A 19,655-nucleotide genomic window follows, 5' to 3' on the forward strand; every position below is an offset into this window, starting at 1 on the left:
GTGCTTGGCAGCCTGACGTTGTTGTCTTTCTGCCTTAGCACCAAGCGCCAAGCACTAGGCACCAAGCACCAAACCAGAATGAACGACAAGCAACACACCATACAGGCGCCCGTGACGGTGCGCGGCATCGGACTGCACACCGGCGTGGAAGCCACCATGACGTTTTGCCCCGCGCCGGTGGGCCACGGCTACAAATTTCAGCGGGTTGACATGCCCGGGCAGCCCATCGTGGACGCCGACGTCGACAACGTGGTCGACCTGAGCCGCGGCACCACCATCGAGCAGAACGGCGCCCGCGTCAACACCGTGGAGCACACGCTGGCCGCCCTGGTGGGCCTGCAGCTCGACAACGTGCTCATTCAACTCTCCGGCCCCGAGCCGCCCATCATGGACGGGTCGTCGGCCGAGTTCATCAAGGCCATCGAAACCGTGGGGTTGCAGGAGCAAAACGCGCTGCGCAACTACTACGAGATTCCCGAGAGCATCCGCTACGTTGACAACGCCCGAGGCGTCGAGATTGCGGCCCTGCCCCTGGCCGACTACCGCCTCACGGTGATGGTGGACTACAATTCGCCGGTGCTGGGCTCGCAACACGCTACGCTGGCCGACATCAACCAGTTTGGCGACGAAATTGCCTCCTCGCGCACCTTCTGCTTTTTGCACGAGCTGGAAATGCTCTACAAGAACAACTTAATTCGCGGCGGCGATTTGAGCAACGCCATCGTGGTGGTGGACCGCGTGGTGAGCGACGACGAGCTGACCGACCTGGCCAAAATGCTGGGCAAACCCCGCGTGTCGGTGAAGAAAGAGGGCATTTTGAACAACGTGGACCTGCGCCACAAAAACGAACCCGCGCGCCACAAGCTGCTCGACCTCGTGGGCGACCTCGCCCTGGTGGGCCGCCCGCTGAAAGGCCAGATTCTGGCCGCCCGCCCCGGCCACGCGGCCAACGTGGCCTTCGCCAAGCGCATCAAGAAGAAGATGCTGGAGGCCCGCAGCAACCCCGTGCCGGTGTACGACCTCAACCGCGAGCCGGTGATGGACATCAACCGCATCATGCAGGTGCTGCCTCACCGCTACCCGTTCATGATGATTGACAAGGTCATTCACCTCGACGACCAGGTGGTGACGGCCGTGAAAAACGTGTCCATCAACGAGCCCTTTTTCCAGGGCCACTTCCCCGGCAACCCGGTGATGCCCGGCGTGCTGCAGATTGAGGGCCTGGCCCAGACCGGCGGCATTCTGGTGATGAACACCGTGCCCGACCCCGAAAACTACTGGCAGTATTTCCTGGGCATCGAAAACGCCCGCTTCCGCAAGAAGGTGCTGCCCGGCGACACCATCATCTACCACTGCCAGCTGCTGGCGCCCATCAAGCGCGGCATCGCCAAAATGCGCGGCCAGGCCTTTGTGAATGGCAAAGTGGTGTGCGAAGCCGAAATGAGCGCCGCCATCGTCCGCAAAGACGCTTAGTTTGAATTAATAATGGGGAAAAGACAATGAAGAATTAGCTCTACTTAACAGTCGCCCAATTCTACGTTCTTCCTTCCTCATTCTTCAGTAACATACAGAATGCTTTCTCCCCTCGCCTATATCCATCCCGATGCTCGCCTTGCGCCGGGCGTAACCGTTGAACCGTTTACGACCATTGCGGCCGATGTGGAGATTGGCGAGGGCACCTGGATTGGGCCCAACGTGACCATCATGAGCGGGGCCCGCATCGGGGCGCACTGCCAGGTGTTTCCGGGCGCCGTGATTGGGGCCGTGCCCCAGGATTTGAAGTTTGCCGGCGAGCAAACCACTGCCGTGATTGGCGACCACACCGTCATTCGGGAGTGCGTGACCGTAAACCGCGGCACCGTGGACCGCGGCGAAACCCGCGTGGGCAGCCACTGCCTGCTGATGGCCTACGTGCACATTGCCCACGACTGCGTCATCGGCCACCACTGCATTCTGGCCAACACCGTGCAGGTGGCGGGCCACGTCGAAATCGGCGATTACGCCATTGTGGGCGGCTCTTCGGCCGTGCACCAGTTCGTGAAAATCGGAGCGCACGCCATGATTTCGGGCGGCTCCTTGGTACGCAAAGACGTGCCGCCATACGTGAAAGCGGGCCGCGAGCCCCTGTCCTACGCCGGCGCCAACTCGGTGGGCCTGCGCCGCCGCGGCTTCTCCGAAGAGTCCATCAACCAGGTGCAGCAACTGTACCGCACGCTATTTCTGGGCGGGCTCAACAACAACGACGCCCTGGCTCAGATTGAGCGCGAGCTGCCCGCCACGCCCGAGCGCGAAACGGCGGTTGGCTTCGTGCGCGCGGCCACGCGCGGCATCATCAAAGGCCCCAAGCGCGGCCGGGCCGACGGCAGCGAAGCCGAGTAACCTTTTCTGTGGTCCTTTGCTAATCACCGCCACCGGCCTGGGCAAGCGCTTTCAGCGCGACTGGATATTTCGGGGGCTGACGCGCACCTTCCGGCCGGGCAGCGCCACGGCCGTGCTAGGGCCCAATGGCGCCGGCAAAAGCACCCTGCTGAACACGATTTCGGGCCAACTTCTGCCCACACAGGGCGAGCTGACTTATGAGCTTGCCGGCCGGAAGGTGGCCGTGGAGGAGGTGCCGCAGCACCTGGCCTACGCCGCCCCCTACCTGGAGTTGCTGGAGGAGCTCACGTTACTGGAGCTGCTGCGGTTTCACACCAGTTTCAAGCCCCTGCGGCCTGGCATGACTCCAGATAAGCTCATCGACGTAATGTACCTGGAAAACGCACGTCAGCAGCTAGTACGCGAGTTTTCGTCGGGCATGAAGCAGCGGCTGAAGCTGGGGCTGGCGCTGTACGCCGCCGCGCCCCTGCTCCTACTCGACGAGCCCACCACCAACCTCGACGCCACCGGCGTGGCCTGGTACCAGGAACATGTGCAGGCCACCCGCGCCGGCCGCACCTTGCTGCTCAGCTCCAACGTGCCGGCAGAGTACGCGTTTTGCGACGAGCAATTGTTGGTTACAGATTTCCAGAAGCGCTAAGGCCGCGTGTCTGATGCCAAGCTAGCTCCAGCCAGCCGCACGGCCAGTTGTTCAATGTCAGCCCGCCGAGCCAACACGGCCAGCCACTCGTCTGGAATAGCAGCTTCTCCGTAGGCCAGCCCCGCGAGGCCACCAGCTACAGCGCCGGTGGTGTCGGTGTCGTCGCCGAGGTTCACGGCGGCCAGCACCGTGGCGGCGTAGGTATCGTGCCGCAACAGGCACCAGAGGGCTGCTTCGAGGGTGTGGACGACGTAGCCGGTGGCCTTGACGTCTTCTTCGCCAAGCCCGGGTAGGCTTCCGTCAAGAAAAGCCCCATATTTCGGCCATTCGTAAAACACCGGGCCCTTAGCATGGCCCTGGAGCCAGGAATAAGCACTTTGCCGCGCTTCATCGTATGCGCTTGCCAACGACTGCCCACGTAACAAACAACGCGCCACCAGCAAATACAGAAAGCAGCCCAACGTGGAGCGCGGGTGGCCGTGCGTGACGCTGGCCACGTTTTCGGTGAGCATCCAGGCGGCGTTAAAATCCAGGTTTTCGGCCCGCCAGACGTCATGAAAGGCCAGCGGCAGAATGCGCATGAGCGCACCATTGCCGTTGTCAAATTCGGAGTTTGGGCCGGCTTTGGAGGGCTCTACGCCGCGTTGCAGGCGGTCGATGGCGGCGCGGGTGGCGTTGCCGACATCGAAGGTTTCGCCGTGGGCGGTCCAGTAAGACTGATATAGCCAGTTAATGCTGCGCCGGGCAAAGTCGGCCAAATCGGGCGCGCTGTGGCAGCCGCCGGGCAAAGCCAGGGTTTCGGCCAGGCAGAAAGTAAGCGAAGAGTCGTCGGACCAGGTGCCAGCAGGCTGATGGTGAGTGCCATAGGCGCGCATGCCGACTACGGGGTCCTTCTGGCGGGCGGCGCGGGGTGCAAATTCGACGGGCACCCCTAGGGCATCGCCTACAGCCAGACCCAGCAAGGCGGCACGGGCTTGAGTGGAAAGGGTTGCAGTTGACATGGTCGGCATGGAAAGGACGAAGAATGCGCGAAGCTACTACCGCGCACTGGTCAGCTCAGCCGTGAGCAGCACCGCGCAGCCGGGCCACAAGCGCTGCTGCCGCAGCTTGCCAAAACCGGCCTGCCGCAGGGCGTGGCGCAGCTGCCCCGGGTCGGAGCCGCGCCGGAGGTAGCCGGCCAGCGCGGCGTGCACCGCAGCGGCCGGGCACAGGCGCTGCACCAGCGGTATGAGAAGGGCCAGGTAGGCGTGCAACAGGCGCCGCAGCCAGCCCCGCGTGGGCAGCACCACTTCGAGCAAAGCGAGTTGGCCGCCGGGTTGCAGCAGTCGCGCCGCCTCGTGGGCCAGCGCGGGGTAAGCGGCCGGGGCCAGGGTTTTCAGGCCAAATGTGCTGGTGACGAGGTGTGCCTGGCCCGCGGGCAAGCCGGTGGCCAGCGCATCGGCGGGGTGCAGCGCCAGCCGGGAGCCGGCCGCGTGCCGGCTGGCCCGGGCCAGCATCGCAGCCGAAAAATCGACTGCCGTGAGGTGCAGGCTGCACCCGAGGCAGCGGCGCAGGGCGGGCCACAGGTCGGCCCCACCGGCCATCAGGTCGACCACCTGTACCGGCTGGTTTTCGGCCGGCAGGTGCAAGGCATCCACCAGTTGTTGTCGCCAACGGCCCAGCATGCCTCCCGACAGCCAAGGCGCAAATCCGTAGGTGGGCGCCATGGCATCGAACAGCGCCTGCACCCGGGCCGGGGCATATGCGGGGTCGCCGGTTGTGAGCGGGGCTATGCCGATGGTGGGGGCGCATGGCATTTCCAGAAACTTATTCATGGGCGCGGCTTGCCTCGGCCTGGGCTTTTAGCGTGGCCAGCACCTGGCCGTGCATGGTGTCGAGCAGGTAGTCACTCCACAGTTGCCAGTAGAACTGCGGGCCGATGGAATGGCGGTACACCGTGCGGGCTTCGAGCAGGGTGCGCCCGCCCGGCAGGGGCCGCAGCCGGAACGTGCCGCTGTCGACCCGGAAAAACCCGTGCAGGTGCGGCGCGTGCACGCTGGGATATGGGCTAAGCTCGCGCATGGGCGCGGGCATGCTGGGCGGCGGCACGGCAAACGTGAGGCTGCGGCCGGGCTCCCACCCCACCACCGGCAGCTGGGCCCGGCCCTGAGAGTAGCGACACACCAGGGTGCGGCGGCCGGTGGCCGAATCGAGCGCGAACGCCGTGCGCGTGGGGTACACCACGCCCGCCCGAAACCAGTTGTTGGCAGCCGGGTAGGTCACGGGGCGCATCAGCACGGCCCACACGGCGGCTGGCGGCGCATTCACCACCTGCTGCGTTATCACACGCCGCGGCAGCACCGGGGCCGGGTGGCGCACTTCGTATTCCTGCGCGGCCGGGTACAGCAGCACCACCGCGGCCAGCACGGGCAGGGGCCGGCGCGGGCCGCGCATTTCCACCACCGCCTGCCCCAGCAACCCGCCAACCAGCGACAGCACCAGGGCAAAAGGCAGCGCCATCAGTACGCAGATGATGCCTTCGCCCCCCGACGAAATGAGCAGCAGCATGGAAGCCAGCACGGCCATAATGGCCACTACCGCCCACGAAACCGACCACACGCCACCCGTCCGCTCGGGCTGCTTCCGCCGATACAGCAGCACCGCCACGAAGCTGCAAATGGTGGGCGACAGGCAGAACAGCGTAGCCCCGTAGGACTCGTAGTGCTGCAACGACAGCAGCATGAGCAGGGCGCCCAGCGCCCCGGCCGCTAGGGCCGTAACGACAATAGCCAGAAAGGCAGAAGTCCAGGCGCTTTCCGGTTCATCATCAGCGGGTTGATTGGAAAAATCGTCACCGACTGGTGCAGGATGCCCCTGCTCGAGTTGTGGCGTGGAGGCCGCCGGGGCGTTGCCGGTGGGGTTGGGTTCGGTGGGCTCGGGTTGATTCTCGGACGGCAGCATGGGGATAAAACCTGAAAGAGTAAACAAAACGGCCAAGCCGACCGCCGGGCGGGTAGCTACATAAATAGCTTCAGAAAGGTGTTCCAGAACCAGCTTTTCTCGGCCTGCATGAGCCGCGTGAGCAGTTTATCCGACACGGTGGCCAGCTGCTGGATTTCGGTAAGCGTGGCGTGGAAAGCCCGGTACTCGGCATCGGCGGGGTCGCCGGGCAGGGCGGCCAGCTGGTCGAGACTGCGCTTCATCTGGTCGAGTTCGCGACGCTTGCGCGCCCGGATAATGCAGCGCGTCACCTGGAGCATGTCCTTTTCGGCCACGAAATATTCACGGCGCTCGCCGGGCCGCAGCTCCTTGTATACCAGGCCCCAATCGAGCAGCTCGCGCACCGTCATGCTGGCGTTGCCGCGCGAGATGGTGAGCTGCTCCATGATGTCTTCGGTGCTGAGGGCGGCCGGGCTCACCAGCAGCAGGGCGTGCACCTGGGCCAGGGTTTTGCTCACGCCCCAGTTGGTACCTGATACACCCCAGAGGTGAATAAACTGGGCGCGGGCTTCGGCCAGCGGCGTTGTTGGATTTGAAGGTCTATTAATTTCTTGTGGCATTTTATTTTTCTAATGCGGAATCAGCAACATCATGTAAAACCCAACGGGCAGTATCCAAGGCAATATGCTAATTATCAGCTTTGAATGGAAATCGATTTGGGAAGCCCATATAAGCGCAATCCCAAGCAGAACAATTGGAAAAGTGAAGAATAGAAAATAGGGATTTATACAGAGCACTCCGCCGCCAAAGGCCAACCACATGCCCCAAACGTGCTTCCTGTTTTTCTTTTCGGCTTGCCTAGTCATTGTATTTTAATAGGCTAGCAAATCGGCCACCGCAGCCTCACAGGTAGGGTATTCAAACCGAAAGCCCAACTCCAATAGCCGCTGCGGGTACACTTTGCGGCTTTTCAGAATTAATTCGGTTTCAGTGCGCAGCACGAAGGCGCCGATTTCGAGCAGCCAGCGCGGCTGGGGCAGGCGCAGCCAGGGCCGCAGCTCCCGGCAAAGCAGGGCCATGAAGTCGCGGTTGGTGAGCGGCTGCGGGGCGCACAGGTTGAAGGCCCCGGCCGCCGTGGGCTCGTGCAGGAGGAAGTCCACGGCCCGGCAGAAGTCAACTATGTGCAGCCAGCTCATCCACTGCCGGCCATCGCCCTGCGGCGAGCCCAGCCCCCGCCGGGCCAGCCGCGCCATCACCGGGAATGCGCCGCCATCGGGGCCCAGCACAATGGCCGTGCGCAGCGCCGCTTTGCGCGTATCGGGCGCCGGACAGGCCGCAAACGCCGCTTCCCAGGCCCGCGCCACTTCCACCGAAAAGCCTTCGCCGATGCGGCCCGCTGCCTCGGTATTGGCCAGGTGCGCGCCGGTGGTGTCGGCGTAAATAGTGGCGGTGGAGGAATTGAGCCACACCCGCGGCGGCACGGTGCAGGCGGCCACGGCCGCGCCTAGCACATGCGTGCTATCGACGCGGCTGGCAATGATTTCGCGCTTGTTGGCAGCCGTATAGCGGCAGTCCACGATGCGGCCTGCGAGGTTTATCAGGGCGTCGGCCCCGTCCAGCTCGGCGGTCCAGTCGCCGAGGGTACGGCCATCCCAGCGCACGTGGTCAGAACCGTGTGCCGAGCCCCGGCCCAGCACGACTACCCGGTAGCCCCGCTCCCGGAAATATTCGGCCAAATGACGGCCCAAAAAACCATTCCCTCCGGCAATCACCAGTTTCGGCTGTGGCATATGCGGCGGCCCGGTAGCTGGCGCCGCGCCAGGACGTTCCGGCCGCGCTTGCATCAGGCCAGGCAAATGTATCATAAGTTTCAATAATTATTGAAACTTATGATACATTTATTTCATGCACTCACTTTTTCTAGAGCTTTGCTGTATGGCAATCCTGAAACACTCTGTGCGCCAATGCTACTTTAGCCACCGCGTTTATATAGCCTTTTTTCCTAACCCATGCACAAAGGACGACTCGAAGCTTTCAGCGATGGCGTGCTGGCCATCATCCTCACCATCATGGTGCTGGAAATCAGGGTGCCGCACGGGGCCGATTTCGCGGCCCTACGTCCGCTGCTGCCGGTGGCGCTCAGCTACCTGCTGAGCTTTATCTACATCGGCATCTATTGGAACAACCACCACATGATGCTGGCCAGCACGAGCCGGGTATCGGGCGGCATTCTGTGGGCGAATCTGCACCTGCTGTTCTGGCTGTCGCTGGTGCCCTTCGCCACGGGCTGGATGGGCGAAAACCACTTTGCCCCCGCCACGCTGGCCGTGTATGGCATCATGTTGCTCATGTCCGGCGTGGCCTACTGGATTCTGCAGAGCCGCATTATCGCCCTCGAAGGGCCAAATTCGACGCTGGCCCGCGCCGTCGGGCGCGACTACAAGGGCCTCTCGTCGCCGCCGCTCTACGTGGCGGGCATCGCGGCCAGCTTCTGGCAGCCGTGGGTGGCGGGCGGCATCTACGTGGCCGTGGCGCTGATGTGGCTCATCCCCGACCAGCGCATTGAGCGCACGCTGGTGGATAAGGCTGACGGAAAACACGTTGGGTAGCGGCGGCGGCTTCGCGGACTTATCGGGAGATGCAGGAGCGATGGCGGGCGCTGAAGCTAATTTGACACGTATCTTGAAAACAAATCCAAAACAATTTACTACAAATCATCGATGGAGAGTTTAAGAGTTGAATACATTGTTCTCATAGAAACAAAGAACTCCTTTTGCAACAGTGTAAAATCATTCAACAATCTTTTGTCATCCAATGATGATATTAAGATTGAAAAAGGGAATGTAATAAAATTTAAAGACCTGACTCTGTCGTACGAGGTACAAACTGGTGAAGTAAATGACAAGGAACAGCGGTTCTTTCACACCAAATTCGTATGCAAAGAGATAAATAAAATTGAAGAGTATTCGACGTTTCTTAGATCAGTCAGGGACATATTCTTCAAAATCACAGGAAAGCAACCTGTTTCACTATGGGACGATATTAGTCTTTACTATGCTACAAAAGCCTATCCAATGATTCACGAGATAGAGAACCTTATGAGAAAATTTCTCACAAAGTTCTCTATCACTAAACTTGAAAGCAATTGGATTGACAAGAATATACCAGAGGAAGTAAAGACATCTGTCAAGAGCAATTCTTCAAATAATGATGCCAATTATTTATACCAAACGGATTTTATACAGCTAATCAATTTCCTATCTGGAAAAATAAAAACTTCAAGTGTGTCTGGCTTGCTCGATATCATTAAGGGCACAAACAATGTATCAGAACTTAATCTCGACGAGTTAAAATCTTTTATCCCAACAAACAACTGGGATAGGTACTTCTCTAGTATAGTAGAGTTCGAATGGGACTATTTAGAAAAAAGATGGAGAAAGCTCTATGATTTACGATGCAAAGTTGCGCATAACAACTTCTTAAATAAGAAAGATTATGACGATGTGCTGAGATATTTCGGTGAGCTAAAGCCAAAGTTGCAAACTGCATTGGACAAAATGGACGAGGTGAAAGTATCGGATGAAGACCAAGAAGAACTAGCTGAGAGCTTTGCTATTAGTTCCAACTCCTACTACGAAGATTTCATTAATGACTGGAAGCTTCTTGAATATCTTCTCGTTTCACTTGTAGCTAAACTTGATGGGAGTGATGAAAGCTTGCTACTGAAAAAAGGCCATAATCCAAGAATTTTCATGAAAGTCCTTTTTGAACGAGGCCTCATAGATTCAAGTTTTGTAATGAAGTTTGACCATCTTAGGAATCTGCGCAATGACATAGTTCACAATCTCCATTACAATGCAAGTGAGAATGATATTAGAATGATTTACCCTACACTGAAGTGGTGTATTGGATTGATTAAAGGCCTTTTAGGGTCTTTACCTAATCATCAATAATTTCTACAACCGCGGGTCCACCGCCTCGCTTTCCAGCGCGAGCACACCGAAGACGCACTGGTGCACGCGGCACAGGGGCTGGCCGGCCACGAAGCGTTCGAGGCCCTCGACGCCGAGGGCGAACTCGCGCAGGGCGAGGTTGCGCTTGGCTTTCACGTTGCGCTGGCGGAGGCGGTCGAGGTGGCCGGGCAGCAAGTAGTCGGGGCCGTAGATGATGCGCAGGTACTCGCGGCCCCGGCACTTGAGGGCGGGCTGGAGCAGGCCGCCTTTGCCCTGGGGGATGAAGTCGTAGGGCTTCACCACCATGCCCTCGCCCCCGGCGGCGGTGAGGTCGGTCCACCACTGGATGGCGGCTTCGACTTCGGCGGGGTTGGTGAGGGGGACGACGCGGTAAGGCGTGGCGCGGAGCAGGCTGGGGTCGGCCAGGGCGAGGGTGCGCAGGGTTTCCATGTGCCAGGCGTGGTCGCGGTCGAAGTAGGTCTTGCCTTCGGTGGCTAATAAATGGAAGGGGGCCAGTTTGAGGTCATCCAGCGAATGGACGGGCCAGCAGTAGCGGCGGTAGGCGTCGGCGTAGTGGGCGGCGGCCTGGTGGCGGGCTGTTGTGCGGGCCAGCAGGGCTTCGGCGCCGTCGAGCTGGCGGGCGGCGGCTTCGGTGAGGGCGGCTTCGACCTGGGGCAGGGCGGCGAGGGCGGCGGCGGCCACGGCGGCGTACTGGGTTTTGACCAGTTCCTGGGCTTTGGCCGACCAGGGCAGCAGCTCGGCATCGAGGCAGACCCAGTCGGTGTAGAATTTCTCCCAGAAACCGGCCGTGCTCAGGGCGTCGCGCAGGCGGGCGAGGAAGGCAGTTTCGAGGGCAGCGTCGGTGAAGAAGTTGCGGCCGGTGCGGGTGTATACCTTGCCGATGCCCTCGCCCACGAGGCCGAGGCGGCGCTGGATGGCGGCTTCGTTGCGGCCCAGTACCACGACCACGCGGCTGCCCATGTGCTTTTCTTCGCACACCACGCGCTCCACGCCGAGGCGTTTGTAGTAGTCGAAGGCTTCGGCGGGGTGTTCGAGCAGGTCGGGCAAGGCCGAGGTTTCGGTGGGCGACATGGTGGGCGGCAGGTACAGCAGCCACTTGGGGTGCAGGGCGAAGCTCGACATCACCTCCAGGGCGGCCACGGCGTTGTCTTCGCGGATGGTGACGCCGCGCATGAGCCGGGTTTCGATGAACTGCTTGCCGGTCACGTCGCGGATGTCGAGCAGGTCGTCTTGCTCGTGCTGGGCGGACTGTAGTGCGGACTCTGTATTCCGCGAATCGGGGGATTGTTCTGGGTCGCGGACTACAGAGTCCGCGCTACTTGTCGTACTACGGCTGCGGTAGTTGAGCGGCCTGGCTGGTTCGCAATACACCTGCGCGGCGGGCACGGCCACGAGCTCGCGCTCGGGGTAGCGCAGGGCGGTGAGGCGGCCGCCGAACACGCAGCCGGTGTCGAGGTCGATGGTGTTGTTGAGCCATTCGGCCTCGGGCACGGGCGTGTGGCCGAAGGCGACCATGGCGCGGCCCCGGTACTCGCGGGCCCATTCGTAGCGCACGGGCAGGCCGAATTCGTCAATCTCGCCGGTGCTTTCGCCAAACAGCGCGAAGGCCCGCACGGCCCCCGAGCCGCGTCCCTGCATCTCCTCGGTGAGGCCGGCGTGGGCGACGACCAGCTTGCCGCCGTCGAGCACATAGTGGCTCACCAGGCCGTCGAGGAAGCGCCGCACTTCGCTTTTGAAGGCTTCGGGCTCGGGTTCAAGCTGGGCCAGGGTTTCGGCCAGGCCGTGGTTGACGGTGACGTTTTTGCCGTTGAGGTGGCGCAGGAGCTTGATGTCGTGGTTGCCGGGCACGCAGAGGGCGCTGCCGTCGCGCACCATGCTCATCACGAGGCGCAGCACCTGCGGGGAAGCGGGGCCGCGGTCCACGAGGTCGCCGAGGAAGATGGCCTTGCGGGTCGTTCTAGAGGACGCCTCACCCCCGGCCCCCTCTCCCCAAGGAGAGGGGGAGTCTGACGATTTCCGTCTGGTGCAAGACCGGTGTCCCCTCTCCTTTCGGAGAGGGGGTCAGGGGGTGAGGCGCCCGCCTGCACGACCAACGGCGCCACCACCCGCACGCTCAAATCCCGCACGTCCGTAATCGGCTCTTCCGTAATCTGATACCCCAGTTTCTCCAGCAGCGCGCGCAGCTCCTCGTAGCAGCCGTGCACGTCGCCGATGATGTCGAAGGGGCCGGTTTCCTCCTGGCGGTTGTTGTAGAGGCGGTCGCGGGTGATGGACTGGATGGCGTCGATTTCGCCCACGTTGCGCAGGTGGTGGATGTGCCGGAAGCCCTCCTGTTTGAGGTTGCGCAGGCTGCGGCGCAGCTGCTGGCGGTGGCTGGCGATGACGTGCCGGCCCAGGTGGCGGCGGTCGGGGCGCTGGGCGTTGCGCTCCTGGGCCACGGCATCGGGCACGTCGAGCACTATCGCCACGGGCAGCACGTGGTATTGGCGGGCCAGGGCCACCAGGGGCTTGCGGCCTTCCTCTTGCACGTTGGTGGCATCGACCACGGTGAGCAGCCCGCGCTTCAGGCGCTTGGCCACCAGGTAGTGCAGCAGCTCGAAAGCGTCTTTGCTGGCCGATTGGTCGTTTTCATCGTCGGCCACTAGGCCCCGGCAGGCATCCGACGACACGATTTCCGTGGGCTTGAACAAGCGCCGCGCAAACGTGGACTTGCCCGCGCCCGTGCTGCCAATGAGGAGGATAAGGGAGAGTTCGGGGACCTTGAGGGTATCTTGGGGCATTGGAAAGGGTATTTCAGGCAACATCATGTGAAAATTCACATGGCTTGGCATCTTGGCAATATGAAAAATTTGGTAAATGCTTTATTTTGGGTGTGTATCAGTTTTACGTCTTGCAGAACTCAACTATCTAAACAAAAACCATCTATTCAAGTGGTTCAAACAAAAAATCAGACTCTGATTGGATTAAAAGGGTCTAATTTCAAAGGGACCATATTTACTAAGGAATACCCTTTCCAACTTTTATTTGTATCTGATATTGACTCAATTCAAAGATTCACTCCTTCACTGGAAGATGTGGGAATTGCGGAGAACTTATTGCGTCAACAACTAAAGACTATAAACAAACTTCGGCCAAACCAGCAGGCTGGCAATCCAGTTCTGCATAGGAATCTGCCAAAGTATTTCAGGCAATATGTTGGCTTTATAGATAAGAATGGTGACAAAATAATTCACATTAATTTTCACTGGAACAGATATAACATCATCGATAAAATCAATAATTATATCTATTTCAATGATAGCAGAATCAATTATGATTCTGATTACACCCTTGTAATGGATGGTGGAAGTTACTATTGGGGAATAAACGCTAACATTACGCAGAAGCGCCTAACGGATTTAGGTGTTAACGGCTTTGGCTAATTGAGATAGAGCCGGTTCGGGTTGCCCAAACACCGCCATCTGCGAAGGCGCGCCCACGCCTTCCACCTCCTCCCCCATGCTCTCCAGCCGCAGCTGATACCCGTGCCGCTCAGCCACGCCGGCGGCCCAGGCGGCAAACTCGGCGCGGGACCATTCGAAGCGGTGGTCGTCGTGGCGGAATTCGCCGGCGTTTAGCTTTTCGAAAAGCTGGTTGTAATCGGCGTTGGGGGTAGTGACGAAGACGTGCGCCGGGCGGGCCTGGCCGAATACCACGGCTTCGAGGGCGGCGAGGCGGTTCGGGTCGAGGTGCTCGATGACTTCGACCAGGGCCGCCGCGTCGAAGCCGGCGAGGCGCTCGTCGCGGTAGAGCAACGAGCCCTGGATGAGGTCGATACGGGTGCGCTGGCGCGGGGGCATCTCGTCGAGGTGCAGACGCTGGGCGGCGCGGGCCAGCGCCTGGTGCGATACGTCCATGCCGAGAATGTACTCGATTTTGGGGTGGCGCAGGAGCAGGCGCAGCAGCTTGCCTTCGCCGCAGCCCAGGTCGAGCACGCGCTTGGGGGCGAGTTGGTAGATTTCGTGGGCGACTTGCTGCAGGCGCTGGTCGTGGAGGGAAGTTTTGGGGTCCGTGCTTGCGGGCGCCTCACCCCCGGCCCCCTCTCCGAAGGGAGAGGGGGAGCCAGACGACTTTCATCTAGAGACTGACCGGCATCGCCTGAAGCAAAACCGGTGCCCCCTCTCCTTTCGGAGAGGGGGCCAGGGGGTGAGGCGTCCTCCTGAACTTCCCCTTCCATCAGCCGCTCCAGCGTCGGGTTCACATACGCCGCCAGGTAGCGCAGGTAGCGGCGCGTGATGAAGCCGCGCTCCGGGTGCTGGGGCAGCCAGCCGACGCCGCGGTGCAGCAGCTTCTCGGCCTCGTGCTCGCCGATGTAGTAGTGCTTGTCGTTATCGAGCACCGGGAGCAGGACGTAGAGGTGCGTCAGCACGTCTTGCAGGCGCAGGCCGGCGTGGCGCAGGTGCAGGGTGTAGTAGCGGCTGTCGCCCCATTCGGGCTGGGTGGGGTCGAGCGGAGTGGTTTCGATTTCGACTTCGTAGCCCAGCGGCTCGAAGAGGCGGCGCGGCCAGTCGGGACCGGGCGCGGATACTACGGTCACTTTCACGGCCAGCGGCAGGGCTTGGGCGGGCAGGTCGGGCTTGTCTTTGCAGGTGCCGTTCATGGCCGTGCCGAAGGCTTTGCTCAGGGCCGCGCTCAGGAAGGACGAGGCCACGTAGGGCCGGTCGTTCACGTACTGCTCCAGGGCGAAGCCTTCGCCGGAGGCGCCGCCCCGGCCGCGCACCAGGCCGATGGGGTCGAGGTCGAGCAGCAGGGCGGCGGTGCAGCGCTCGGCGGTGGCTTCGGGGTAGAAGATGTGGGCCTGGCCGCCGGCTACTTCGAGGCTTTGCAGGCGCGCGGGGTTCTTGTGCAGCAGGTAGCCCAGGTCGGTGGCGGGCTGGTAGGTGGTGGAGATGGTGAGGAGCATGAGGCGAAACAGAAGCTGCGAAGCGCCGAATGTAGCACTGTTGCCCTCGGGACAGGGCTTTTTCAGCCAAACCGAAATAGGTTTGCGTACTGAATAAGCATTTTCTTGTTGCAATCCCTCTGTTTTTAAAGCTGCCTCACGTGTCTGACTCCGCTTCCACTGCCAGCCCAGCTGGGCCTACTCTAAACGATTTCGCCAGCTTCTATCTATACGGCCTCACCAATAATCCTTACCAGCAATCGACTGACTTCGACAAGTTTGGCGAACTCTACAACCTGGTCATCGGGGCGCACGGGGGCTTTAGCATTGCCAGCTCTTTCCACCCCTACCAGCTGGTGAATCCGGCCGGGGTGTCGGTGTGGTACGCGGCCTATGCGCAGTTCTATTCGCAGCCCAACCGCGTCGAAATGTTTGGGGAAATGACCCTGGAACAGGCCAAGTTTGTGGTGACGCCCCCGGATTCTTTTTCGGCCTACCACGTGTGGCCCGACAGCCGCCTCATTCACGCTGAAAACCCCATTTTCAGCCAATATATCCCCTTCGTGCTGCCTTTCCTGGTGCGCAAAGACCCCGCTGCGCTGCGCTGGGACGCTGAAATATCGGCCGCGGAGGGCGACCGTGAACGCCTCGGCTGGTACCACGACGCGGTGAATGAGGCCATCAAATTCGTGCAGCCCTCCCCCTCTTTTGTGCTGGGCTTCGAAGAATTTGACGAACAGCACCCCGAGCGAGTGATTGAAAAATTCATGAGCTGCCGCGACATGTTGCGGGCGCTTTAATCAGCGAACCAAGGCGAAAGCTTGCCTGGGTCTTACTGCTGGCGCAAGGCAGCTTCCCGAACCTGTTCTGCTCCAACCATTGCCCCGCTCAGGAAATCACGGTACCAGCGCCCGGAATCTTTCACGATGCGCTCCTGGGTTTCGTAGTCGACGTGGATGAGGCCAAAGCGCGGGCCGTAGCCCTCAGCCCACTCGAAATTATCGGTCAGGCTCCAGGCAAAATAGCCGGCTACGTTCACCCCTTCCTGTCGGGCCCGCAGCACCTGGCCGATGGCGGCCTGCAGGTAGGCGCGGCGCGCTTCATCGTGCACCCGTCCTCCCGTTGCCACATCCGGGAACGCTGAGCCACTTTCGGTTATGAGCAGCTTTGGGGCATTGGGGTAAGCGCCGAATTGCTTTAACATTTGGTAAACCGACTCCGGATATACCTCCCAGCCCATGTCGGTGTAAGGCACGCCGCGCTGCTTGGCGGGTACCAGGGCAGCCCATTGCAGGGGCAGCCAAGGCGAGAATTTCACCACCTCGCGGGTGTAGTTCTGAATGCCCCAGAAGTCGAAATCGAAGGCCATGCGCCGTTCGTCGCCCGGCTTGTGGTAGCGTTCCAGCAGCCAGCGCAGGGCCGGCAGCTCGGCCAGCGGGTAGCCCAGGCCGAGGGCGGGCTCCACAAAAAAGCGGTTCAGCACGGCATCGGCGCGGCGGGTGGCGGCTTCGTCGTAGGCATTGCCGGGGCGGTGCGGCGTGAGGTAAGAGCAGGAGAAAGTGGTACCGATTTGGGCTGCTTCGGGCAACACGGCTCGCAAAGCACGGCCGCCTTCGGCCTGGGCCAACGTGGCGTGGTGGGCCGCTGCCAGAAAGGCCCCCAAATGCCGCCGGCCGGGCGCGTGAATTCCCAACAAATGCCCGGCACCCACAAACACCATGGGCTCATTGAGCACGGCCCAATGCCCCACCCGGTCGCCCAGGCAGCGCCCCATGAGCTGGGCATAGTCCGCAAACCAGCCCACCACGTCGCGGTTGGCCCAGCCGCCGCGGGCCTGCAGGGCGCTGGGCAAGTCCCAATGGTAGAGCGTGAGCCAGGGCCGCAGGTCGCGGGCCAGGCAGGCATCCACCAGCCGGTCGTAGAAGTCGAGCCCGCGGCGGCTCACGGCGCCGGTGCCCGCCGGCAGTACCCGCGACCACGCCGCCGAAAAGCGAAAGTCGCTGAGCCCGAGCCCGCGCGCCAGGTCGAGGTCGGTTTCGTAGCGATTATAAAAGTCAGTGGCCACGCGGGCGTGCTCGTTGCGGCGAATGGCGCCTTTGCGGCGCGTGAAATCGTCCCAGATGCTGGGCCCTTTGCCCTGGTGTTGCCAGGCGCCTTCCGTCTGGTAGGCGGCGGCGGAGGCACCCCACGAAAAATCGGTGCCGAAATCGGCGCGTGAGAAAGGCAACGGGGCCGACGGCGGGTAGAAAGCCGGCGGCAACGGCTCAGCGTAGCGAGGCGGGAGGTGCAGCATGCACTGTGTGCTATAAAACCAGGTGAACGAATACTTATACCGCTAAGCCGCGGGCGCGCTGGCGGGCGGGGGCACGGCCGTTGGCATCGGGCAGCTGCTGGCGCAGCAGCCGGTCTAATACGGCTGCGGTGCCGTCGGGGTAGTCAACGGCGATGGTACCCTCTTCGTGCAGCCACTGGTCGACTTTGTCGAGGTTCTTGTCCTTCAGGCTTTTGATGACGGGCACGCCCATGTGGGCCAGTGCGGCGGCGTTGCATTGCTGCTCATATTGCTGCTTCATGGGCATAACCAACAGCTTTTTACCAAGATATAGAGCCTCGGCGGGCGTTTCGAAGCCGGCGCCGCACAGCACCCCGGCCGAGCGGCCCAGGCTGTCGAGAAACGCCGGGCCGCTCACCGGCCACACTTGCACGTTGCCGTGAGTGGCGGCCGCTGTGCTGTGTTTGCTGAACACCTCCCAGCGGGTGCTGCGGCTCAAGTACTGCAGGCGCTCCACCAGCAGCTTTTCCTCGTAAGCCGGCAGATACACGGTGTAGTGGCCGTCGTTCACGGCGCGCAGTTCGCGTACCTGCTGCCGAATAACCGGCGTGGAGATTTCGGGCGCATACGCCTGAAAATGAAAGCCGTACTGGGCCGTACTCGGGGCATAGTGCCGCAGCACGGCGCGGCCCGCCGGGTCTTCGCCGCGGGGGCGCGGGGCCTTGGGGTGCAACACCACGCTCTGGTGGCTCAGGGCCACGCAGGGCACCTCGCGCAGCTTGCAGGCCCAGCTGCTCACCGGCTCGAAGTCGCTGATGACCAAGTCGTACTGTTCTACCGGCAGCTGGCGCACCTCACGCAGAAACGTGGCCGAATTGAACTGCCAGAAGGTTTTTACGAAGTTGATGCCACCCTTTTTGCCAAACAAAAAGCCCATGCCCTGCGCCCGGTGCTTCACGGCGAAGGGCAGCGGCAGGTCGGCCGGCGGGCCGCTCACCAGCACGTCGACCTGCTCGCAGCGGGCCTGCAACAGGGGCACCACGTCGAGGGCGCGGGCCAGGTGCCCGTTGCCGGTGCCCTGAATGGCGTATAGAATGCGGGGCATGTCGTTTGTTGTGTTGTCTCCTAAAACACCATCTGACTGCGCACAGACCGCAGAAAGGCGTGCCGAAGCTGCCTTCATTCTTCAGACTTTGATGTTGAACTCCGCAAGCAGTCCTTCCAATAGCTGCGCCGGGTTGGCGTCGGCGAGTTCCTCGGCGGCATCGGTAGCATCGGCTTCGGGGGCTTGTTGCATGCGGGGGTCGTCGTTATAGTAATATAGCTGCCAGCCGGCCTCGGCTGTGTATTCCAGCGCCGTGAGGTTTTCCACCCAGTCGCCGGAATTCAGGTACACCACCTCCCCTTTTTCAGTGGGCAAGGCCTTTATCTCGGGTTGGTGAATGTGGCCGCAGGCCACGTAGCGGTACCCTTCGTCGGCGGCAATGGCGGCCGCGGTGGCCTCGAAGTTGCTAACGGCCGCCACGGCGGTTTTCACCCGCTCCTTCACCCGCTTGCTCAGGGCCACGCGGGGCCGGCCCAGGCGGGCCAGGCCGTAGTTCACGAAGCGGTTTATCAGAATCAGCAGGTCGTAGCCGTGCCCGCCCAGCCGGGCCAGCCAGCGCGAGTGGCGCATGGTCAGGTCGAACACGTCGCCGTGAAACAGCCAGGTGCGGCCGTGCGGCAGGTCGAGCACCAGCTTGTTATCGAGCCGAAACTGGCCCAGCCGGAGGCCGGCAAATTTGCGCAGCAGCTCGTCGTGGTTGCCGGTGAGGTAGTGAATGGCGGTGCCTTTGGCAGCCAGGCCGGCCAAGTAGCGCACTACGCGCATGTGGGCCGGCGGCCAGTAGTTTTTGCTGAATTGCCAGATGTCCACAATATCGCCGTTGAGCACCAGCACCTGCGGCCGAATGCTTTTGAGGTAGCGCAGCAGTTCGGTGGCGTGGCAGCCGTAGGTGCCTAGGTGCACGTCGCTAATCACGGCCACCTGCACGCGGCGCTTGCGCCGGGGCTTGGGGCTGGCCGGAGCGCCAGGCACTGTCAGTAGTGAAGGGTGCTTGCTCATGCGGCCGCGGACTGGGCCAAACGTCCCGGGCGGGTATGGCCGCCCCCCGTGCGGCGCGGCCGGATGGCGGGGCCGCGGCGGGCCGCGCCCCACTCGCCCCCGCCGCCCAGCGCCGAGCGCAGGCTGGCCAGCGTGCGCAAGCCAAACGCCAGCCACAGCGCCACTCGAAACAACTCGTACACGAGCCAGCGCCCCAAGCGGCGCAGCCCCAGAACCAAGGCCGGAAAGTGCATGGCAGAAAGTCGGTTATGGTGGTTAAATTCTGCGCTCAAAGTTCTGCCCCGGCTGTGAAGGCTTGATTACGCCGGGGTTATACTTCCGTCACCAGCTTCGCCCTGCCACGCGGCGCCAACCGCCGCCTGCGCACGGTATGGCGGGTGTTCGCGTCGCAAAGTGTTAATATTGGTCAGCCATTCTCCCGGCGTCGCCCATAATTTTCATTTGTT

General features: G+C 61.6%; 19 protein-coding genes and 1 pseudogene. 7 read left to right on the forward strand and 13 right to left on the reverse strand.

The annotated features are described in order from the left end of the window. The first annotated feature begins 78 nt into the window (after positions 1 to 78). From MUN81_RS12525 to MUN81_RS12535, 3 genes are all read left to right on the forward strand, one after another. Positions 79 to 1,473 (forward strand): bifunctional UDP-3-O-[3-hydroxymyristoyl] N-acetylglucosamine deacetylase/3-hydroxyacyl-ACP dehydratase, encoded by a 1,395-nt coding sequence (locus tag MUN81_RS12525; RefSeq protein ID WP_245110839.1) that lies wholly within the window; start codon positions 79 to 81, stop codon positions 1,471 to 1,473. 99 nt (positions 1,474 to 1,572) lie between these two features. Next, positions 1,573 to 2,379: an acyl-ACP--UDP-N-acetylglucosamine O-acyltransferase gene (lpxA, locus tag MUN81_RS12530; RefSeq protein WP_245110841.1), complete on the forward strand. Its 807-nt coding sequence runs from the start codon at positions 1,573 to 1,575 to the stop codon at positions 2,377 to 2,379. A gap of 16 nt (positions 2,380 to 2,395) precedes the next feature. Then, complete coding sequence (locus tag MUN81_RS12535) at positions 2,396 to 3,019, forward strand: ATP-binding cassette domain-containing protein (RefSeq protein WP_245110842.1); 624 nt, start codon at positions 2,396 to 2,398, stop codon at positions 3,017 to 3,019. Here the strand turns inward: MUN81_RS12535 and MUN81_RS12540 are convergent. The 5 genes from MUN81_RS12540 to MUN81_RS12560 all read right to left on the reverse strand — a co-directional run bounded on the left by MUN81_RS12540 (position 3,016) and on the right by MUN81_RS12560 (position 7,782). After that, a complete protein-coding gene (locus MUN81_RS12540; RefSeq protein WP_245110844.1) occupies positions 3,016 to 4,020 on the reverse strand; it encodes an ADP-ribosylglycohydrolase family protein in 1,005 nt (334 codons plus the stop codon). The genes MUN81_RS12535 and MUN81_RS12540 overlap by 4 nt on opposite strands. Before the next feature lie 36 nt (positions 4,021 to 4,056). Beyond that, complete coding sequence (locus MUN81_RS12545) at positions 4,057 to 4,833, reverse strand: class I SAM-dependent methyltransferase (protein WP_245110846.1); 777 nt, start codon at positions 4,831 to 4,833, stop codon at positions 4,057 to 4,059. Next, positions 4,826 to 5,959, reverse strand: a complete 1,134-nt coding sequence (locus MUN81_RS12550) for an SRPBCC family protein (RefSeq protein WP_245110848.1) — start codon at positions 5,957 to 5,959, stop codon at positions 4,826 to 4,828. The genes MUN81_RS12545 and MUN81_RS12550 overlap by 8 nt, the downstream gene beginning before the upstream one ends. Positions 5,960 to 6,015: 56 nt before the next feature. Then, a complete protein-coding gene (locus MUN81_RS12555; RefSeq protein ID WP_245110849.1) occupies positions 6,016 to 6,558 on the reverse strand; it encodes a MarR family transcriptional regulator in 543 nt (180 codons plus the stop codon). Between the two features lie 252 nt (positions 6,559 to 6,810). Beyond that, on the reverse strand, positions 6,811 to 7,782 hold the full coding sequence (locus MUN81_RS12560; protein WP_348533176.1) for a TIGR01777 family oxidoreductase: 972 nt from the start codon (positions 7,780 to 7,782) through the stop codon (positions 6,811 to 6,813). Between the two features lie 165 nt (positions 7,783 to 7,947). Here MUN81_RS12560 and MUN81_RS12565 point away from each other — a divergent pair, with 165 nt between their 5' ends. Together MUN81_RS12565 and MUN81_RS12570 are read left to right on the forward strand one after the other, a co-directional pair. Next, entirely contained in the window at positions 7,948 to 8,547 is a 600-nt protein-coding gene (locus MUN81_RS12565) for a TMEM175 family protein (RefSeq protein WP_245110853.1), read from the forward strand. Between the two features lie 195 nt (positions 8,548 to 8,742). Beyond that, positions 8,743 to 9,891: a HEPN domain-containing protein gene (locus MUN81_RS12570; protein WP_245110855.1), complete on the forward strand. Its 1,149-nt coding sequence runs from the start codon at positions 8,743 to 8,745 to the stop codon at positions 9,889 to 9,891. Positions 9,892 to 9,894: 3 nt separating this feature from the next. Here the strand turns inward: MUN81_RS12570 and MUN81_RS12575 are convergent, their stop codons facing one another. Both MUN81_RS12575 and MUN81_RS12580 read right to left on the reverse strand, forming a co-directional pair. Continuing rightward, positions 9,895 to 11,835 (reverse strand): polynucleotide kinase-phosphatase, encoded by a 1,941-nt coding sequence (locus tag MUN81_RS12575; RefSeq protein WP_245110856.1) that lies wholly within the window; start codon positions 11,833 to 11,835, stop codon positions 9,895 to 9,897. Continuing rightward, entirely contained in the window at positions 11,793 to 12,692 is a 900-nt protein-coding gene (locus MUN81_RS12580; RefSeq protein WP_245110858.1) for an AAA family ATPase, read from the reverse strand. Before MUN81_RS12580 ends, MUN81_RS12575 begins: the two co-directional genes overlap by 43 nt. A 27-nt stretch (positions 12,693 to 12,719) precedes the next feature. On the opposite strand from MUN81_RS12580, the gene MUN81_RS12585 reads away from it, so the two are divergent. Beyond that, positions 12,720 to 13,334 carry a hypothetical protein gene (locus MUN81_RS12585; RefSeq protein WP_245110860.1) on the forward strand — a complete coding sequence of 205 codons (615 nt, stop codon included), beginning with the start codon at positions 12,720 to 12,722 and terminating at the stop codon, positions 13,332 to 13,334. On the opposite strand, the gene MUN81_RS12590 is transcribed toward MUN81_RS12585, so the two are convergent. Then, a complete protein-coding gene (locus MUN81_RS12590) occupies positions 13,311 to 13,886 on the reverse strand; it encodes a methyltransferase (protein WP_245110862.1) in 576 nt (191 codons plus the stop codon). The two genes, MUN81_RS12585 and MUN81_RS12590, sit on opposite strands and share 24 nt — an antisense overlap. 227 nt (positions 13,887 to 14,113) lie before the next feature. Beyond that, positions 14,114 to 14,854, reverse strand: a pseudogene (locus MUN81_RS12595) (3' terminal RNA ribose 2'-O-methyltransferase Hen1); the annotation flags it as partial. A gap of 140 nt (positions 14,855 to 14,994) precedes the next feature. Here MUN81_RS12595 and MUN81_RS12600 point away from each other — a divergent pair. Next, entirely contained in the window at positions 14,995 to 15,633 is a 639-nt protein-coding gene (locus MUN81_RS12600) for a hypothetical protein (RefSeq protein WP_245110864.1), read from the forward strand. Between the two features lie 32 nt (positions 15,634 to 15,665). Here MUN81_RS12600 and MUN81_RS12605 read toward each other — a convergent pair whose 3' ends face one another. The 4 genes from MUN81_RS12605 to MUN81_RS12620 all read right to left on the reverse strand — a co-directional run bounded on the left by MUN81_RS12605 (position 15,666) and on the right by MUN81_RS12620 (position 19,442). Continuing rightward, positions 15,666 to 17,126 carry a GH1 family beta-glucosidase gene (locus MUN81_RS12605; RefSeq protein ID WP_245110865.1) on the reverse strand — a complete coding sequence of 487 codons (1,461 nt, stop codon included), beginning with the start codon at positions 17,124 to 17,126 and terminating at the stop codon, positions 15,666 to 15,668. 34 nt (positions 17,127 to 17,160) lie between these two features. Further along, positions 17,161 to 18,210 carry a glycosyltransferase family protein gene (locus MUN81_RS12610; protein WP_245110867.1) on the reverse strand — a complete coding sequence of 350 codons (1,050 nt, stop codon included), beginning with the start codon at positions 18,208 to 18,210 and terminating at the stop codon, positions 17,161 to 17,163. A gap of 81 nt (positions 18,211 to 18,291) precedes the next feature. Further along, the gene (locus MUN81_RS12615) at positions 18,292 to 19,182 is read right to left on the reverse strand and encodes a UDP-2,3-diacylglucosamine diphosphatase (protein ID WP_245110868.1); all 891 of its coding nucleotides are present in this window, start codon (positions 19,180 to 19,182) and stop codon (positions 18,292 to 18,294) included. 23 nt (positions 19,183 to 19,205) lie between these two features. Then, positions 19,206 to 19,442, reverse strand: coding sequence for a hypothetical protein (locus MUN81_RS12620; RefSeq protein WP_245110869.1), 237 nt, complete (start codon positions 19,440 to 19,442; stop codon positions 19,206 to 19,208). Positions 19,443 to 19,655 lie beyond the last annotated feature (213 nt).

It is taken from the genome of Hymenobacter sp. 5317J-9, from assembly GCF_022921075.1.
Lineage (GTDB): Bacteria > Bacteroidota > Bacteroidia > Cytophagales > Hymenobacteraceae > Hymenobacter.

Bases quoted from the DNA above. Each gene is read 5' to 3' on its own strand.
- MUN81_RS12525 (WP_245110839.1), top strand. From the start codon at position 79: ATGAACGACAAGCAACACACCATACAGGCGCCCGTGACGGTGCGCGGC.
- lpxA (WP_245110841.1), top strand. From the start codon at position 1,573: ATGCTTTCTCCCCTCGCCTATATCCATCCCGATGCTCGCCTTGCGCCG.
- MUN81_RS12540 (WP_245110844.1), bottom strand. From the start codon at position 4,020: ATGTCAACTGCAACCCTTTCCACTCAAGCCCGTGCCGCCTTGCTGGGT.
- MUN81_RS12545 (WP_245110846.1), bottom strand. From the start codon at position 4,833: ATGAATAAGTTTCTGGAAATGCCATGCGCCCCCACCATCGGCATAGCC.
- MUN81_RS12550 (WP_245110848.1), bottom strand. From the start codon at position 5,959: ATGCTGCCGTCCGAGAATCAACCCGAGCCCACCGAACCCAACCCCACC.
- MUN81_RS12555 (WP_245110849.1), bottom strand. From the start codon at position 6,558: ATGCCACAAGAAATTAATAGACCTTCAAATCCAACAACGCCGCTGGCC.
- MUN81_RS12560 (WP_348533176.1), bottom strand. From the start codon at position 7,782: ATGCAAGCGCGGCCGGAACGTCCTGGCGCGGCGCCAGCTACCGGGCCG.
- MUN81_RS12565 (WP_245110853.1), top strand. From the start codon at position 7,948: ATGCACAAAGGACGACTCGAAGCTTTCAGCGATGGCGTGCTGGCCATC.
- MUN81_RS12580 (WP_245110858.1), bottom strand. From the start codon at position 12,692: ATGCCCCAAGATACCCTCAAGGTCCCCGAACTCTCCCTTATCCTCCTC.
- MUN81_RS12605 (WP_245110865.1), bottom strand. From the start codon at position 17,126: ATGCTGCACCTCCCGCCTCGCTACGCTGAGCCGTTGCCGCCGGCTTTC.
- MUN81_RS12610 (WP_245110867.1), bottom strand. From the start codon at position 18,210: ATGCCCCGCATTCTATACGCCATTCAGGGCACCGGCAACGGGCACCTG.
- MUN81_RS12620 (WP_245110869.1), bottom strand. From the start codon at position 19,442: ATGCACTTTCCGGCCTTGGTTCTGGGGCTGCGCCGCTTGGGGCGCTGG.